Raw genomic sequence first — 15,471 nt, forward strand, 5'->3', positions numbered from 1 at the left:
GCGCTTATGCCCCCTTCAGCGCATCAGCGAGCGCTCTGTTCAATATCTGGTCGGCGGCCTGGCGGGCGCGAAGCCTCTCGGCAAAATCGGCGGCAGCCTCTTTACCAGCTTCCGGCAGCGTCTCATATTCGGCAAGTGCCTTTTCATAATCGTTTGCGACAATGGCCGCTTCCATGCGTGCAGCGATCGCATCCGGCCCGTCGCCCTCGACGCTCCCCACGGGCCGCACCACCACGAGCGAACGGGCACTCGCCATCAGGCTGTCGATGATGCCACCCTCGCCTTCACCGGACTGGCGCGTGACTGCGGCGACGATGCGGCTCGCCACTTCGGGCGCCTCGGCAGCAAGCGTGGCGCGGCTCGGCACACCGGCTGCCGCATTCGCCTCAAGCGGCGCGAGCGCCTCGGCCTCGCTCTCCGGGGCAATCGTGGTGTAGGTCTCGAGTTCGCTGGCATAGGGCGTGCCACGCTCGACAGCCGATTTGAGCGTCGTCGCGGCAATGACAAGCGCCATGCGCGGCGTATCGCCCTCTTCGGCGACCTGCGCTTTCAATGCATCGAGTTCGCTTTTGAGCGTGGAAAGGACCGTTGCATTGTCGGACGCTGACTGACTTGCCGCGCGGGCCGCTTCGGATGCGCCCTGAACGCTCGTCTCCATAGCGGAAAGCCGCGAGGTCACGCCCTCCAGCGCCGCACCGGCATCACCATCAGAAGAAGGGCTCTGTGTCTGCTCTTCAAGCGCCGCGAGCCTCTGGGAGAGCGCTTCGAGCCCCGGGCCTTCGCCGGCTTCACCTGACGAGACCGATTCACGCAGCGCCATAATCTCGTTGCCCAGTTCGGCAAGGCGCTGCTCGGTCGCGCCGGCGCGCTCCCGGGCCTCGCTCAATGCGGCTGCAAGTGCGTCACTATCGCCGCCGGCGGCAGGCTGTTCGTTCAACCTGCTCTCAAGCGCGCTTACCTGTTGGCGCAATGTCTCGACTTCCGGGTCGACTGCATCGTTCCCTCTCTCCGGAGTTGGCAGAATACCCGCCCACTGCAACCCGCCGGCAAGCGCAAGCGCCACGACACCACCGACAACACCGCCGGCAAGCGCCCGGCCGGCCCCGCCGCCGCTTTTGGCCGGCGCAGGGGCGGAAGCTGCAGGCTTGTCGGACTTCGTGGCAGAATCGTCGTTGCGCGCACCGGCATCGCCGGTCTTCGCGTCACGCCCGAAGCCGGCCTCCTTCGATGCGGGTTTAGCCCTGGACCCGGTTGTGGCCGTCTCGCCTTTGGATGCGTCCGAACCGGTGGACTTTGCAGCCGCTTCAGCCTTCGCCGTCTCCGGTTTTGCTTCAGCAGGCTTTTGCGCTTCCGGCCTGGCCGTCTGTCTGCCTGTCTCGCCAGATGCATCAGGCCTGTCTACCGCCTCCCGCTTCACCTGATCGGGATCCAGATCGATCGTCACCGGCTCCTTCTGGGATTTGGAATGACGCGTTCTCGGCGTTTTGACCATCAGGCAACTCCACTGCAAAAGGCGGTTCCTGCACTATGTGCAGTGCATATAAGTTCCTATCACACCCGGATGTGGTGAAAACAGGGGCAGCGACAAAAGAGAGCGCGTCTTTAGGGCACCCCACGCGGCCTCTCAACAAAATGCTGTGCTTCCCGCACAACACACGTCTAAAAGTGACGCCCCATAACGTGATAAAAGCGGTCCCCGGCCACATGGCCTTGGCATGGGCAAGCTACCGGCCAATGGGAAACTGGGAGGGCTTCAAGGCGGGCTTCGGCCTGCGCTACATCGGCGAGACCTGGGATGTGACGTTGGCCGCGCGCAATCTGTTCGACAAGACCTATGTGTCGAGCTGCCTTGCACACGGCGACTGCTTCTATGGCGACCGGCGCACGGTCAACCTGACAGTCGCCAGAAAATTCTAACCCCTGAGAGCCGGCAGTAGAGCCAGGAGACTGTCTTCCGACGGGAAGTCGGCGACAGCCACCTCCAGCCCTGCTTCCACCCTCAAAGCCCCGGCGATCCGCGAAGAAAGGCAGTAGAAGCACGCACCGTGGAGGCAGTGCTGAAGAACAGGACGTTCCAGGAGACTGGAAAGCCGTACTGCACCATTGGCCGAATAGACAAGCACATGATCGACAGGATGATCGCCAAGACACGCCTGCACTTCATCGTCGGTCGGCGTCAACGGCAGAGTGTCGTAGATCTCGATAAGACGAGGCCTGTGTCCGGCCTCAAGAAGCCGCGTTTCGAGCACGTCACGGCGCACCCGCCCGCAAAGCACCGTTGCATGGGCGGGAGCAGTGAAAGCGGCGTCGATGCGCGTTGCCAGCCGCTCCGCATCGCCCGCCTCGTCATCGACCACATTGAGCCCGGCAGCACGCGCTGCGTCACCCGTGCGGCGACCCACAGCAAAGACGGGTTTACCTCTCAAAGCGTCGAAGATGGATTGCGGTGCATGGCGGATGGCGTTGGGGCTGGTGACAGCCACAGCATCCACACTCCCGGTGGAAAGGGCGGGGTGAAGCGGCACGGTCTCCGTGAGCGGCAGGACGAGTGGCTCGAACCCCATCTCAACAAGCCTGGCTGCCGTTTCCGAAGCGCCCGGCTCCGGGCGCGTGACCAGCACCCGCCGCATCTTACTGCCAGCTGTCGAAGAACCGCGTTCCGGCCTTCTCACGGATTTCCGCACCTGCCTCCGCGCCAAGGCGCACGGCATCCACAACCGCGCCTTCGGTAGCGATCTCATGGGTCTCACGGCCATCAGGCGTGAGGATCAGGCCCGAGAAACGCAGCCTGTCGCCCTCAATGCGGGCAAGGCCCGCAATGGGTGTGCGGCATGAACCGTCAAGCGCGCCGAGAAAAGCGCGTTCGCAAAGCAGCGCATTGCCCGTTTCGGCATGATGGATCGCGGCGATCATCGGCCCGATGCGTGCATCACCGATGCGGCTTTCGATACAGATCGCGCCCTGCCCCAGCGCTGGGGGGAAGCGTTCGGGGTCCATCACCTCGGTCGCTATATGCGGCATGCCAAGTCGGTTGAGCCCGGCAAGCGCCAGAAGCGTGCCCTCAGCAACACCTTCCTCCAGCTTGCGCAAGCGCGTCTGAACATTGCCACGGAACATGCCGACGTCGAGATCCGGGCGCAGCCGCAGCACCAGCGCCTGACGGCGCAGCGACGAGGTGCCGAGCTTTGCGCCCTGCGGCAGATCCTCGAGCTTTGCAATGGAGCGGCCAATGAAAACATCGCGCACATCCTCGCGCTCCAGAAAGGCAGAGATTTCCAGACCATCAGGCAGAACCGTGGGCATGTCCTTCGAGGAATGCACGGCCAGATCGATGCGGCCATCGAGCATGGCTTCCTCGATTTCCTTGGTGAAAAGCCCTTTGCCGCCGGCCTGCGAGAGCGGGCGGTCCTGAATCTGGTCGCCCGTGGTGGAGATGACGACGATCTCAAACGCCTCTTCTGGCAGGCCGTGTGCCGCCATGAGGCGCGCGCGCACCTCTGCCGCCTGAGCCACTGCCAGAGCGCTTCCGCGCGTTCCGATCTTCACCACATCAGTTTGCATGCCGTCATGTCCGTGCTAACCCCGCATCCGAACCGGATGCATCACACCCCTAACGGGGATTGGCTGCGACGGCAACATGAGCGGGTAAGGCTGAATGACGCGCATCCTTGGCATCGAGACGAGTTGCGACGAGACAGCGGCGGCTGTCATCGAAAAATCGGGCGAGAAAACCGAAATCCTGTCCAATGTGGTTCTGAGCCAGATCGCGGATCATGCGGCCTTTGGCGGCGTGGTGCCGGAAATCGCAGCGCGCGCGCATGTGGAAGCGCTGGACGGGGTGATAAAGGCGGCCCTGGATGAAGCCGGCCTCTCGCTGCAAGACATAGACGGCATCGCGGCAACGGGAGGACCCGGCCTGATCGGCGGGCTGATCGTGGGGCTGACCACCGCCAAGGCGATCGCGGCGGCGAGCGGCAAGCCGCTCATTCCCGTCAACCATCTGGAAGGCCATGCGCTGACGGCACGGCTGACGGACGGGATCGATTTTCCCTATCTGCTTTTGCTCGTTTCCGGCGGGCACACGCAGATCGTGTATGTGGAAGGTGTCGGGCGCTATCAGCGCTGGGCCTCAACAATTGACGATGCGCTGGGCGAAGCATTCGACAAGACCGCCAAGCTTCTCGGCCTGCCCTATCCCGGCGGCCCCAGCGTGGAAAAGGCTGCCGCAGGCGGCGATGCGAAACGCTTTGCCTTTCCGCGTCCGCTCAAGGGGGAGGCTCGGCCGGACTTTTCCTTCTCCGGCCTCAAGACGGCAGTGCGGCGTGAGGCCACCGTGCTTGCACCGCTCATTGAAAAAGACATCGCCGACATTTGTGCGTCATTCCAGCAGGCGGTGACCGAAACACTGACCGACCGGGTTGCTCGAAGTCTCGCCCGCTTCCGAGAAACGCACCCCGGTCTCAACACCCCGACCCTTGTGGTGGCGGGCGGTGTGGCGGCCAATCAGGCAATCCGCGCGGCACTCGACACGCTCTGCGGCAATGCCGGGTTCCGGCTTATCGCCCCGCCCCTGCGCCTATGCGGTGACAATGCCGCGATGATTGCCTGGGCCGGTCTGGAACGGTTGGAAGCAGGCCTTGAAGAGGAAGACACCCTCGGCTTCGCCCCGCGCCCGCGCTGGCCGCTGGATCAGGCATCGGCCCCACTCTTCGGCGCGGGCAAACGTGGAGCAAAGGCATGAGAACACCATGGACCATCGCCGTTCTGGGTGCGGGTGCGTGGGGAACGGCGCTGGGCGCGACCATGCTCACAGGCGGGCACCGCGCCAAACTTTGGGCGCGCGACGAGGCGCTGGCGCAGGCGATCAATGCCGATCACATCAACGAACGCTACCTGCCCGGCTTGAAGCTTGATCAGCAGCTTGCTGCAACGAGCAGCATGGAGAATGCACTCAAGAATGCCGATTGCATTCTTGCCGTGACGCCAGCGCAGACCCTGCGAGCGGTTCTTGCCGATGCCGGCCCGCATGTGCCGAAGGGCGTCCCCGTCGTGCTATGCGCCAAGGGCATCGAACGCGAGACGGGCAGGCTCATGTCCGAAATCGCCTCCGAGATGCTGCCTGAAAACCCTGTGGCCGCGCTGTCCGGGCCGAGCTTTGCCAGCGATCTGGCGCGCGGCCTGCCGACCGCCGTGACAGTGGCGGCAAAAAATGCCGGTCTGGCGATGACGCTCGCCGAACAGCTCTCCGCGCCGCGCCTGCGCTGCTATTCGACCGACGATTTGACGGGTGTTGAGATTGGCGGCGCGTTGAAGAACGTTCTAGCCATCGCCGCCGGCGCAACCCATGGTGCAGGCCTTGGCGCCAGCGCTTCGGCAGCGCTCATCACCCGTGGCTTCGTGGAATTGCGGCGCATCGGCGAAGCCTTCGGAGCGCGGCCTGACACTCTGATGGGGCTTTCGGGGCTCGGCGACCTGATCCTGACCTGCGGCTCGGAGCAATCGAGAAACTTTGCCTATGGAGCAGCGCTCGGACGCGGTGAGAGCCTTGAAGGCCGACCACTAGCCGAAGGTGCCCATACGGCCGGCATCGCCGCGCGCATCGTGCGCGAACGCGGCCTCGAAGCACCCATTATCGAAAGCGTGACAGAGCTTCTTAAAGGCAGGCTGACTGTGCTGGCCGCCATGGAAGCGCTGCTTTCACGTCCTCTAAAAAGCGAAACCTGACAAAAGGGGGAAAATCATGATCTTCGCCATCATCTGCCGGGACAAGCCCGGCCATCTGGAAACGCGCATGAGCACACGGCCAGACCATGTAAACTATCTCAACGGGCTCAACGAAAACGGTGCCCTGAAATTTGCGGGGCCATTCCTTGACGATGACGGCAAGCCCTGTGGCAGCCTTGTCGCGGTGGAGGCCGAGGACAAGGCCGCAGCGGAACTGATCGCCGCAGCCGACCCCTATGCTCTTGCGGGCCTTTTCGAATCCGTTGAAATACGGGCCTGGAACTGGGTCTTCAACAATCCGGAGAATGCGTGATGGCCTATTGGCTGTTCAAGTCCGAGCCTTCCACATGGTCGTGGGAGATGCAGAAGAAAAAGGGCGATGAGGGCGAACAGTGGGACGGCGTGCGCAACTACCAGGCACGCAACAACATGCGCGAGATGAAGCTCGGCGATCTCGGCTTCTTCTACCACTCGGTCAAGGAGACCTCCGTGGTGGGCATTGTGGAGGTATGCGCTCTGGCGCATCCCGACACGACCACCGATGACCCGCGCTGGGAATGCGTGGACATTCGCGCCGTCGAGGACATGCCCCGCCCGGTCACGCTGGCCGAGATCAAGACCAATCCGGCGCTTTCGGAAATGATCCTGGTCAACAATTCGAGGCTCTCCGTGCAGCCGGTGCGGCCAGACGAATGGGCCGAGATCTGCCGCATGGGCGGCCTCGACAAGGCGCCCTGAGCCTTTCCCCGTGCGGCGCATCACCCCGGACAATGCGGCGGCGTTCATCCGCGCCAACACGGCGCTGACGCGCCCGCCGCATGTGCCGGAGATCGCGCTCCATCTGGCCGATGAAGCACACGATCTGTGGCAACGCACCGAGGAGGAGCTTGCCGCTATCGGCCTGCCCCCGCCTTTCTGGGCCTTCGCGTGGGCAGGCGGTCAGGGGCTTTCGCGCTACATTCTCGACCATCCCGAAACCGTGCGCGGGAAAACCGTTCTCGACTTTGCGACCGGATCCGGGCTTGTCGCCATTGCCGCCATGAAGGCAGGCGCGAAACATGTTCTGGCGGCGGACATCGACCCGTTCAGCGCACCGGCCTGCGCGCTGAACATGGCAGCAAACGATGTGCAGTTCGAGACCACGCAGGACGACCTCACCGGCGCAACAGGCAAATGGGATGTGGTGTTTGCCGGCGACGTTTTCTACGACCGGGCGATGGCCGACACGCTGGTGCCATGGTTCGAGCGCCTGTCAGAAGCAGGCGCGACGGTCATTGTCGGCGACCCCGGCCGGAGCTACCTGCCGCGCGAACACCTTGCCGAACTGGCGAGTTATATCGTGCCGGTGACCCGTGCGCTCGAAGACGCAGAGGTGAAGCGTACTACCGTCTGGCAATTCGCTTGACCGCTTTGTGGAGTGCGGGTTCAATCCGCCCTGCTGGACATGTGAGGAGAACCCCATGGATTTCGCCGGTCTCAACTATCTCGCCATCCTCGTTGCCGCCATCGCAGCGTTCATGTTCGGCGCCGTCTATTACGGCGCGCTCGGCAAACCATGGATGAAGGCCGCTCGCATCAAGCCCGAAGACGCCAGGATGGAGCCCTCGCTCTTCGTCACCTCCTTCGTCGCCGAACTGATCATGGCCTGGGTGCTGGCCGGCGTGATCGGTCATCTGGGCACAGACCAGGTCACTTTCTGGAATGGTATCGTGTCCGGCGCCTTCATCTGGCTGGGCTTCATGGCCACGACGGTGGCCGTCAACCAGCGCTATGAAGGCTTTGGCTGGGACCTGACCCTGATTGACGCCGGCCACTGGCTGGGCGTCGCGCTCATTATGGGCGGTGTCATCGGGCTTTTCGGCACTTGATAGGATTCAGAACATCAGTATTGATGTTCTAGACATCAATTATCAGACATAGTATATGCATCGAAAGACGGAGCGCCAATGATAACCGCAGCACAGATGCGCGCCGCCCGAGCCCTTTTGGGCATCGACCAGAAGCAATTGGCCGAGCTTTCGGGCGTTTCCCTGCCGACCATCCAGAGGATGGAGGCAAGCGAAGGCAATGTGCGCGGTGTGGTCGACACGCTTTCCAAGGTGGTCGAGGCGCTGGGGGCAGCCGGCATCGAGCTGATCGGCGACCATGCACCCAGCTTCGGCACTGGACGCGGCGTACGCTTCAGAGAGCCAACCCCGGCAAAGGCGAAAACCGTCTGAGACAACGCAGTTCCAGCAAAAGTGGGAACGGGTTTTGCGTCCGGAACTGCGGGAACGATGAGAACGCAACGGCGTCCGCCTGCAAATCCGCCGACGGCCTTCCGCTGCCGATGGTATGAGGCTTTCCCATGCAGGCGAGCGCCACGCGCCCCGGCTTCACTGCTCTTTTCACGCCCAAACTGCTGACCGTGCTTCGCGAGGGCTATGGCCTTGGTGCGCTCAAGGCCGACATCGTTGCCGGCCTGACGGTCGCGATCATCGCGCTGCCCTTGTCCATGGCCATCGCCATCGCTTCGGGCGTGCCGCCGGAGCGCGGGCTCTATACGGCCATTGTCGGCGGCTTTCTGGTTTCGGCGCTTGGCGGCAGTCGGTTTCAGATCGGCGGTCCGGCGGGCGCGTTCATCGTGCTCGTTTTCGCCACGGTGCAGGCGCACGGCATTGACGGGCTGATCCTCGCCACCTTCCTCTCCGGGTTCATTCTGCTTGCCATCGGCTTTCTGCGGCTGGGAACCTTCATCAAATATGTGCCCTACCCGGTCACGGTTGGCTTTACCTCCGGCATCGCCGTCATCATCCTGACGAGCCAGCTCAAGGATTTCTTCGGCCTGACGCTGACGGGCGCGGAGCCCGGGCCTTTCATTCCAAAACTGCAGGCGCTGGCGGAGGCCGCGCCGACGGTGAACGCCGCAGCACTTCTGCTGGCGCTCGGCTCGGTGGCGGTGATCGTCGGGCTGCGCCGCTGGCGGCCGCACTGGCCGGGCTTTCTGATCGCCGTGGTGGCGGCCACGCTGGTCGCCTGGGCGCTCGGCCTGCCGGTGGAAACCATCGGCTCGCGGTTCGGCGGCATTCCGCAAATGCTGCCTGCTCCGCATTTGCCGGAGCTGAGCACCGAAAAGATCATGGCGGTACTGCCCGCCGCTTTCTCGTTTGCGCTTCTGGGCGGCATTGAGAGCCTGCTTTCGGCGGTGGTGGCCGATTCCATGACCGGACGCCGGCACCGCTCCAACAGCGAGCTGGTGGCGCAGGGCGCGGCCAATATCGGTTCGGCGCTGTTTGGCGGTTTCTGTGTGACCGGAACCATCGCACGCACGGCAGCCAATGTGCGGGCCGGCGCACGCGGGCCGGTTTCGGGCATGCTGCATTCGCTGTTTCTTCTGGCGTTCATGCTGGTGGCTGCGCCGCTGGCGCGCTTCATCCCGCTTGCAGCCCTTGCCGCCATTCTGGCAGTGGTGGCCTGGAACATGGCGGAGAAGCACCAGTTCGCAGCACTGCTGCGCTCCTCATGGGGCGATGCGGTAGTGCTTCTGGTGACGTTCCTGCTGGTGGTTTTCCGCGACCTGACGGAGGGCATTCTGGTGGGCTTCGGTCTCGGCGCGCTGCTCTTTCTGCACCGCATGTCGGAAGCGGTGCGCGTGGAGCATGGCGTTTCATCGCTGACCGACCAGCCAGACAGCGGCGAAGGCCCCTATTCGGCGGCGAACGCGACGGATGACGATGTGGTTGTCTATCGCATTGCCGGCGCGTTCTTCTTCGGCGCAGCGGCTGCGGTGGGGGCTGCACTCGACCGGATTGGCGGCCAGCCGAAAGCCTGTGTCATCGACATCGGCTCGGTGAGCTTTCTCGATTCCACGGCGGCCGCGACCATTGAAGGTTTCGTGCGCAAGGCGCGCCAGCAGGGAACGAATGTCTATCTCGCGGGGGCAAGCCAGCCGGTGCGCAAATTGCTGCGCACCCACGGGATGCGGCCACCCGCACTCCGGTTCTACAGCCGGCTGGACGACGCCATCACCGCCGCAAGGCGGGATGCCGCCAACTAGAGCGCCGTGCTTCCCGATAATCGATTCCGTTTTTCGGGCCGATGCTCTGGCTTACTTCGAGGGCTCTTCCAGCGAGTGCTTCATGATGAGCGGCATCTGGCTCATCGTGAAGAGGATGGTGATCGGCATGATGCCCCACACCTTGAAGGCGACCCAGGTGTCGGTGGAGAACATCCGCCACACCACCTCATTGACCACCGCCAGGAAAATGAAGAACAGGCCCCAGCGCAGGGTGAGCTTGCGCCAGCCTTCCGCATCCAGCTTGAAGGCGGAATCGAACACATAGCCAAGCAGCGATTTGCCGAAGGCGAGACCGCCCAGAAGCACCACGCCGAACAGCGTGTTGACGATGGTCGGCTTCATCTTGATGAAGATTTCGCTGTGCAGATAGAGCGTCAGCGCGCCGAACACGAACACCACCACGCCCGAAACGAGCGGCATGATGGGCAGGGTGCGGGTGAGAACCCAGGAGGCTGTAAGCGCAATGGCCGTGGCGGCCATAAAAAGCGCGGTCGCAACGAAGAGAGGACCGCCGAGATTGCCCAGTGCGGGAAAACGCTCCACCAGCCATTCGCCACGCGAATTGGCAAAGAAGAAGACCATAAGCGGCCCCAGCTCCAGCACCAGCTTTAAGAGCGGGTTGATCTCCTTGCGCTTCGGGTCGGCGGGGTCGCGTTCAAAGACGGGTTTTTCGCTCACGCTCACTGAACTCCTGCAATCGCCTTGGCGAAATCACTCGCCGAGAAGGGCTCGAGATCGTCGACCTGCTCGCCGACGCCGATGAAATAGACCGGCAGCTTGTGTTTGGCGGCGATGGAAACAAGGATACCGCCGCGCGCCGTGCCATCGAGCTTGGTCATGACCAGACCGTTGACGCCGGCAACATTGCGGAAGATTTCGACCTGATTAAGGGCGTTCTGCCCGGTGGTCGCATCCACCGTCTGGAGGACGGTGTGCGGCGCATCGGGATCGTGCTTGCCGAGCACACGCACGATCTTCTCAAGCTCGGCCATCAGCTCCGCCTTGTTCTGGAGACGACCGGCGGTGTCGATGATCAGCACGTCCGAGCCGGCTTCCTTCGCCTTTTCATAGGCATCATAGGCAAGACCCGCCGCATCCGCGCCGAGTTTTGAGGAAACGACAGGCGAGCCGGTGCGCTCGCCCCAGATCTTGAGCTGTTCGATCGCGGCGGCGCGGAACGTGTCGCCGGCCCCCAGCGTGACCTTGAGCCCGCCCTCGGTGAGCTTTGCGGCCAGCTTGCCGATGGTGGTTGTCTTGCCGGTGCCGTTGACGCCGACCACGAGGATGACATGCGGCTTGTGCGACAGGTCGAGTTCGAGCGGCATGGCGACCGGCGCCAGCACCTTCTCGATTTCCTCGGCCATGACGGCCTGCACTTCTTCACCGGAAACATCCTTGCCGTAACGGCCCGACGCCAGCGCGTCGGTGACGCGCATGGCCGTCTCAAGACCGAGATCGGCACGCAGCAGAACGTCTTCCAGATCCTGAAGCGTGTCATCGTCCAGCTTGCGCTTGGTGAAGACACCGGCGATGGAATCGCGCAGTTCGCGCGATGAACGCGACAGCCCCTCGCGGAGGCGCTGGAACCATGGCTTGCGCGGCTGCGGCGCTTCCGGCTCGGGAGCCTTCTCTTCCACGCGCTCGACTGCTTTGGAGACGGCGATCTTGCCGGCGGCAGCGGCAGTTGCGGCCTCGGCGACGTGCTCCGCTTCCTTCTCACCTCCTGAGCCCGTCGAAGGGGCGGGGAGAACGTGGCCCGAAGGGCCGGATGACGGGCGAGCGTCGTCGGTGGACGGTGTCGGCGCGGCTTCGGCTGCAGGCGTGATGTCGTCGGCGTCGCGCTGCCCCTCATCCTGACCTTCTCCCCGCTCGCGGGGAGAAGGGGGCGGGGGCGTCGCGTCTGAAATTTCGGCCTTCGACTCTGGCTCTGGCTCTGGCTCTGGCTCTGGCTCTGGCTCTGGCTCTGGCTCTGGCTCTGGCTCTGGCTCTGGCTCTGGCTCTGGCTCTGGCTCTGGCTCTGGCTCTGGCTCTGGCTCTGGCTCTGGCTCTGGCTCTGGCTCTGGCTCTGGCTCTGGCTCTGGCTCTGGCTCTGGCTCTGGCTCTGGCTCTGGCTCTGGCTCTGGCTCTGGCTCTGGCTCTGGCTCTGGCTCTGGCTCTGGAACGATTTCAGGGGTCGGCGGTTCTTCCGTCAAGGGTTCAGACGGTTCGGAAGCGGGAATTGCCTCCGGCGCTTCGGTTTCGGTGACCTCGTCGGGCGGGGTCTCCTCAACCTCTTTCTTGCCGAACGAGAAGACCTTTTTGATAAATCCGAACGCCATGCCTGCTAAGCCGCTTCCTGTGTGACAGCGACCGCAGTGAGCCGCTCCCCGTCATGGCCGGTGATCCGCGCCCCGACAATCTGCCCCGGCTGACCGCCTTCAAGCGCGGCCAGCGTGAATCCCTCCGTACGGCCAAGCCCGGGCCGCTCGATCAAAATGCGCTGACGGGTGCCGTCAAGCGATGCGAGATGCCGCGCATAGGCGGCGTCACCCACGGCGCGCAGACGCGCGGCGCGCTCCTTGACCAGCGCGCGGTCGAGCTGCGGCATGCGCGCTGCCGGCGTGCCCTCGCGCGGGCTGAAGGGGAAGACGTGGAGATGCGTGAGCCCGCATTCCTCGACGATCTTCAGCGAATTCTCGAACATGGCATCGGTTTCGGTCGGGAAACCGGCAATAATGTCGGCGCCGAACACCGCATCGGGCCGGAGCGCACGCACCTGCTCGCAGAATTCGATGGCATCGGCGCGCAGATGGCGGCGCTTCATGCGCTTCAGGATCATGTCGTCGCCATGCTGTAGCGACAAATGGAGATGCGGCATCAGCCGCTCTTCCTCCGCCAGCGCGCGCATCAGCTCGTCATCCGCCTCGATGGAATCGATGGAGGAAAGGCGCAGGCGCTTCAGCTCCGGCACTTCGCGCAGAATGGTTGCCACTAGACGCCCAAGGCGCGGGCTGCCCGGCAGATCGGCTCCGAAGCTTGTCAGGTCCACGCCGGTGAGCACCACTTCGCCATAGCCATTGCCGACGAGCTGGCGCACCTGATCGACAACGGCACCCATCGGCACGGAGCGCGAATTGCCCCGGCCATAGGGGATGATGCAGAAGGTGCAACGGTGGTCGCAGCCATTCTGCACCTGCACGAAGGCGCGGGCGCGGCCCTCAATGGATTCGACCATGTGCGATGCGGTCTCGCGCACCTCCATGATGTCGTTGACGCGCACCTTCTCGAACTGGTTCACGCCGAAATCCGGCAGGGCGCGGTAATTGTGGGCCTTGAGCTTTTCCTCATTGCCGAGAACGAGATCCACCTCGTTCATGGCATCGAAGGTGCCGGGCTCAGTCTGCGCCGCGCAGCCGGTGACGATGATGCGGGCGTCCGGGTTCTCGCGACGCGCCTTGCGGATCGCCTGACGCGCCTGGCGCACCGCCTCGCCGGTGACGGCGCAGGTGTTGACGACGACCGCCCCGCCCGCCAGTTCCTCAAGCCCGGCATCCTTGGCCTCACGCTTGATGACCTCGGATTCGTAGGCGTTGAGCCGACAACCGAATGTCAGAACATCCACCGCCATTTCAGGCCGCTCCCTCGGTTTCACGCTCCCACGCGCCGGTGGCCGGGTCGAAGCGGCCGGAGAACTCCCATTCGGCGGGGCCGGTCATGATGACGTGATCGTCTTCCCGCCAGAGAATGTCGAGCGGTCCGCCCGGAACGGTAACCGTCACATGACGGCCCGTGCGCCCGGTTCGCGCAGCGGAAACGGCGGCCGCGCAGGCGGCCGAGCCGCAAGCGAGCGTCAGGCCCGCCCCGCGCTCCCATGTGCGCAGCATCAGCGCATTGTCGGTCGTCACATGCGCGATGGAGATGTTGGCGCGCTCGGGAAAGATCGGATGGTTTTCGAGCAGCGGTCCGAAGCGCTCCAGATCGTAGGCGTTGACATCGCCCTCGACCCAGAAAATCGCATGCGGATTGCCCATGGAGGCAACCGAGGGCGAATGCAGCACCGGCGCATCGATGGGCCCGGCCTGCAACTCGATCATGCGCGTGTCGCGGAACTCTTCGGCCAACGGAATGTCCTGCCAGCCCAACCGTGGCTTGCCCATATCGACCGAGATCAGGCCGTCTTCATGCTCCTCGGCATTGAGGATGCCGGCGACAGTCTGGAAGGTGAAGACTTTCTGCCCCGTTTCGGCGGCGAGCGCCTGCACGACACAGCGTGTACCATTGCCGCAGGCCTGGGCCTGGCTGCCATCGGAATTGATGATTTCGATATAGTTGTGGGTGCCGGCTACGCGCGGATCATGGATCGCCATGATCTGGTCGAACCGGGTCGCGGGATCGGCGTTGAGCGCGCGCGCGGCCTCGGGCGTCACCCGATCCGCACGGCCACGCATGTCGGCAACGATGATTGCGTTGCCGAGGCCGTTCATCTTCGCGAATGCTGCCTCAAGCGCCATTGCGGCTCCAAAACCTTATGTCTCAGGCGCCTATATGGCTGATGACAGGCAAAATTACCAGACGAACGGCCCCATCAATCGTGCATCAGATCCGGCGCGATGTCAGGCTATCGCCACAATACCGAGGACCGCGAGAAGGAAGAGAACCAGAACCACGGCGATCAGAACTTTCGCGCCGGTCATTGCCGCTCCTGCAAGGCTGTTCATGCCCAGAAGACCCGCGACTGCGGCGACGATCAAAAGAATGAGAATCCATTTCAGCATTGTTTGCCCTCCGTTAAGGCGCTCGATCGCCGTGCGTCCACCCGGACGCACAAAGGATGATCGAAGCTGTTGATGGAGCATCGGAATAATCCGAAAACCGGATTCCACGTTCCGATTCGGTGCTCCAGCGCCGGTTGAGAAGCTTCAACGCGGAAAGCGGTCTCCGGTTCCAGTACACCCGCTGAGCACCGCTCAGGAGTGTTGCCAATAAGAAACAGTCGCGGACCCATGTGGCTGAAACCGGTTCTTAACCATGGCTGGGCTGTTATAATTGCAAAAGTTCGCCACGATCTGGCGCTTCAAATGGAACTCATTTGTATTTCAGTGCATTGGACGCTGTAACGGAGAGACGGCATGCCACACAACAAGTTTGCAATTCTGGCTGTAACGCTTCTGGCTGCGGGCCTGGCCGGCTGTCAGAGCGACCGCTTCTCACCGATGGCCACGCGGGCCCCTGACCCACTGCCCTCCGCGCCCTCCGGCACGGTGACGTCGAACCAGCTCCCGCCTCCGTCGAGCCCGACCGCAAATCCGTCGCAGTTCCCTGAAGCGCCCCAGCAGGAAACGCAGGTGGCAGCTCTTGATCCGAACGCGGCTGCCAATGCACCCGACGTTTCAACCGGCGCCGTTGCTGGCGTATGGAGCGTCAATGTCGCCGGCCAGTCGTGCCGGGTCGCCACGCCGCAGACCAAGTTCGGCTCGGGCTACCGCGCCGGCCCGCTGCGCTGCCCCGCTCCCATCGACGGTGTGAAATCGTGGAATGTCGAAGGCAAGCAGCTTGCCTTCTACGATGCGAACGGCGGCGTGCTCGCACGCCTTTACGCGTCCGGCGCAGGCCGCTTCGACGGCCAGACCACATCGGGCCAGCCCATTTCGCTGTCGCGCTGACTCTCGACCATCAACATCATTCGGCCGAACGGCCAAGCGTGAAAGCCT

At 63.6% G+C, this 15,471-nt stretch carries 18 protein-coding genes; 10 read left to right on the forward strand and 8 right to left on the reverse strand.

Annotated features, from left to right (window positions below; translation table 11 throughout):
• Nucleotides 1–4: 4 nt before the first annotated feature.
• Nucleotides 5–1,492: a COG4223 family protein gene (locus BLW55_RS09195; RefSeq protein WP_090328463.1), complete on the reverse strand. Its 1,488-nt coding sequence runs from the start codon at nt 1,490–1,492 to the stop codon at nt 5–7.
• 212 nt (nt 1,493–1,704) lie between these two features.
• Here BLW55_RS09195 and BLW55_RS20880 point away from each other — a divergent pair, with 212 nt between their 5' ends.
• Complete coding sequence (locus BLW55_RS20880) at nt 1,705–1,917, forward strand: TonB-dependent receptor (RefSeq protein ID WP_210184097.1); 213 nt, start codon at nt 1,705–1,707, stop codon at nt 1,915–1,917.
• Here the strand turns inward: BLW55_RS20880 and BLW55_RS09205 are convergent.
• Entirely contained in the window at nt 1,914–2,630 is a 717-nt protein-coding gene (locus BLW55_RS09205) for a uroporphyrinogen-III synthase (protein ID WP_177175059.1), read from the reverse strand. The genes BLW55_RS20880 and BLW55_RS09205 overlap by 4 nt on opposite strands.
• Before the next feature lies 1 nt (nt 2,631).
• Complete coding sequence (hemC, locus tag BLW55_RS09210) at nt 2,632–3,561, reverse strand: hydroxymethylbilane synthase (RefSeq protein WP_090328469.1); 930 nt, start codon at nt 3,559–3,561, stop codon at nt 2,632–2,634.
• Nucleotides 3,562–3,655: 94 nt separating this feature from the next.
• Between hemC and tsaD the strand changes: the two genes are divergently transcribed.
• The 8 genes from tsaD to BLW55_RS09250 all read left to right on the forward strand — a co-directional run bounded on the left by tsaD (nt 3,656) and on the right by BLW55_RS09250 (nt 9,760).
• The gene (tsaD, locus tag BLW55_RS09215) at nt 3,656–4,741 is read left to right on the forward strand and encodes a tRNA (adenosine(37)-N6)-threonylcarbamoyltransferase complex transferase subunit TsaD (protein ID WP_090328472.1); all 1,086 of its coding nucleotides are present in this window, start codon (nt 3,656–3,658) and stop codon (nt 4,739–4,741) included.
• Complete coding sequence (locus BLW55_RS09220; RefSeq protein ID WP_007008390.1) at nt 4,738–5,724, forward strand: NAD(P)H-dependent glycerol-3-phosphate dehydrogenase; 987 nt, start codon at nt 4,738–4,740, stop codon at nt 5,722–5,724. The genes tsaD and BLW55_RS09220 overlap by 4 nt, the downstream gene beginning before the upstream one ends.
• 16 nt (nt 5,725–5,740) lie before the next feature.
• On the forward strand, nt 5,741–6,037 hold the full coding sequence (locus tag BLW55_RS09225; protein WP_007008391.1) for a YciI-like protein: 297 nt from the start codon (nt 5,741–5,743) through the stop codon (nt 6,035–6,037).
• The gene (locus BLW55_RS09230; protein ID WP_007008392.1) at nt 6,037–6,462 is read left to right on the forward strand and encodes an EVE domain-containing protein; all 426 of its coding nucleotides are present in this window, start codon (nt 6,037–6,039) and stop codon (nt 6,460–6,462) included. Before BLW55_RS09225 ends, BLW55_RS09230 begins: the two co-directional genes overlap by 1 nt.
• A gap of 10 nt (nt 6,463–6,472) precedes the next feature.
• A complete protein-coding gene (locus BLW55_RS09235; RefSeq protein ID WP_007008393.1) occupies nt 6,473–7,129 on the forward strand; it encodes a class I SAM-dependent methyltransferase in 657 nt (218 codons plus the stop codon).
• Between the two features lie 55 nt (nt 7,130–7,184).
• Nucleotides 7,185–7,592, forward strand: coding sequence for a DUF1761 domain-containing protein (locus tag BLW55_RS09240; protein WP_090328475.1), 408 nt, complete (start codon nt 7,185–7,187; stop codon nt 7,590–7,592).
• A gap of 78 nt (nt 7,593–7,670) precedes the next feature.
• Nucleotides 7,671–7,943, forward strand: coding sequence for a helix-turn-helix domain-containing protein (locus BLW55_RS09245; RefSeq protein ID WP_090328477.1), 273 nt, complete (start codon nt 7,671–7,673; stop codon nt 7,941–7,943).
• 128 nt (nt 7,944–8,071) lie between these two features.
• Nucleotides 8,072–9,760, forward strand: coding sequence for a SulP family inorganic anion transporter (locus BLW55_RS09250; RefSeq protein ID WP_090328480.1), 1,689 nt, complete (start codon nt 8,072–8,074; stop codon nt 9,758–9,760).
• A gap of 51 nt (nt 9,761–9,811) precedes the next feature.
• Here BLW55_RS09250 and BLW55_RS09255 read toward each other — a convergent pair whose 3' ends face one another.
• The 5 genes from BLW55_RS09255 to BLW55_RS09275 form a co-directional block, all read right to left on the reverse strand.
• Complete coding sequence (locus BLW55_RS09255) at nt 9,812–10,459, reverse strand: septation protein A (RefSeq protein WP_090329936.1); 648 nt, start codon at nt 10,457–10,459, stop codon at nt 9,812–9,814.
• A gap of 2 nt (nt 10,460–10,461) precedes the next feature.
• Entirely contained in the window at nt 10,462–12,099 is a 1,638-nt protein-coding gene (gene ftsY, locus BLW55_RS09260) for a signal recognition particle-docking protein FtsY (protein ID WP_090328482.1), read from the reverse strand.
• A 5-nt stretch (nt 12,100–12,104) separates the two neighbouring features.
• On the reverse strand, nt 12,105–13,388 hold the full coding sequence (gene mtaB, locus BLW55_RS09265; RefSeq protein ID WP_090328485.1) for a tRNA (N(6)-L-threonylcarbamoyladenosine(37)-C(2))-methylthiotransferase MtaB: 1,284 nt from the start codon (nt 13,386–13,388) through the stop codon (nt 12,105–12,107).
• 1 nt (nt 13,389) lies between these two features.
• Nucleotides 13,390–14,271, reverse strand: coding sequence for a diaminopimelate epimerase (gene dapF, locus BLW55_RS09270; RefSeq protein ID WP_090328489.1), 882 nt, complete (start codon nt 14,269–14,271; stop codon nt 13,390–13,392).
• Between the two features lie 102 nt (nt 14,272–14,373).
• Complete coding sequence (locus tag BLW55_RS09275; protein WP_007007536.1) at nt 14,374–14,535, reverse strand: DUF1328 family protein; 162 nt, start codon at nt 14,533–14,535, stop codon at nt 14,374–14,376.
• Nucleotides 14,536–14,889: 354 nt separating this feature from the next.
• Between BLW55_RS09275 and BLW55_RS09280 the strand changes: the two genes are divergently transcribed.
• Nucleotides 14,890–15,423 carry a protease inhibitor Inh/omp19 family protein gene (locus tag BLW55_RS09280; RefSeq protein WP_007007537.1) on the forward strand — a complete coding sequence of 178 codons (534 nt, stop codon included), beginning with the start codon at nt 14,890–14,892 and terminating at the stop codon, nt 15,421–15,423.
• Nucleotides 15,424–15,471 lie beyond the last annotated feature (48 nt).

This window comes from Nitratireductor aquibiodomus (genome assembly GCF_900105565.1).
Classification (GTDB): domain Bacteria; phylum Pseudomonadota; class Alphaproteobacteria; order Rhizobiales; family Rhizobiaceae; genus Nitratireductor; species Nitratireductor aquibiodomus.

What these genes read in the sequence shown, in the direction of transcription:
- BLW55_RS09195 (WP_090328463.1), bottom strand. Translation starts at nt 1,492, where the DNA reads ATGGTCAAAACGCCGAGAACGCGTCATTCCAAATCCCAGAAGGAGCCG.
- BLW55_RS20880 (WP_210184097.1), top strand. Translation starts at nt 1,705, where the DNA reads ATGGCCTTGGCATGGGCAAGCTACCGGCCAATGGGAAACTGGGAGGGC.
- BLW55_RS09205 (WP_177175059.1), bottom strand. Translation starts at nt 2,630, where the DNA reads ATGCGGCGGGTGCTGGTCACGCGCCCGGAGCCGGGCGCTTCGGAAACG.
- hemC (WP_090328469.1), bottom strand. Translation starts at nt 3,561, where the DNA reads ATGCAAACTGATGTGGTGAAGATCGGAACGCGCGGAAGCGCTCTGGCA.
- tsaD (WP_090328472.1), top strand. Translation starts at nt 3,656, where the DNA reads ATGACGCGCATCCTTGGCATCGAGACGAGTTGCGACGAGACAGCGGCG.
- BLW55_RS09220 (WP_007008390.1), top strand. Translation starts at nt 4,738, where the DNA reads ATGAGAACACCATGGACCATCGCCGTTCTGGGTGCGGGTGCGTGGGGA.
- BLW55_RS09225 (WP_007008391.1), top strand. Translation starts at nt 5,741, where the DNA reads ATGATCTTCGCCATCATCTGCCGGGACAAGCCCGGCCATCTGGAAACG.
- BLW55_RS09230 (WP_007008392.1), top strand. Translation starts at nt 6,037, where the DNA reads ATGGCCTATTGGCTGTTCAAGTCCGAGCCTTCCACATGGTCGTGGGAG.
- BLW55_RS09240 (WP_090328475.1), top strand. Translation starts at nt 7,185, where the DNA reads ATGGATTTCGCCGGTCTCAACTATCTCGCCATCCTCGTTGCCGCCATC.
- BLW55_RS09245 (WP_090328477.1), top strand. Translation starts at nt 7,671, where the DNA reads ATGATAACCGCAGCACAGATGCGCGCCGCCCGAGCCCTTTTGGGCATC.
- BLW55_RS09250 (WP_090328480.1), top strand. Translation starts at nt 8,072, where the DNA reads ATGCAGGCGAGCGCCACGCGCCCCGGCTTCACTGCTCTTTTCACGCCC.
- ftsY (WP_090328482.1), bottom strand. Translation starts at nt 12,099, where the DNA reads ATGGCGTTCGGATTTATCAAAAAGGTCTTCTCGTTCGGCAAGAAAGAG.
- mtaB (WP_090328485.1), bottom strand. Translation starts at nt 13,388, where the DNA reads ATGGCGGTGGATGTTCTGACATTCGGTTGTCGGCTCAACGCCTACGAA.
- dapF (WP_090328489.1), bottom strand. Translation starts at nt 14,271, where the DNA reads ATGGCGCTTGAGGCAGCATTCGCGAAGATGAACGGCCTCGGCAACGCA.
- BLW55_RS09275 (WP_007007536.1), bottom strand. Translation starts at nt 14,535, where the DNA reads ATGCTGAAATGGATTCTCATTCTTTTGATCGTCGCCGCAGTCGCGGGT.
- BLW55_RS09280 (WP_007007537.1), top strand. Translation starts at nt 14,890, where the DNA reads ATGCCACACAACAAGTTTGCAATTCTGGCTGTAACGCTTCTGGCTGCG.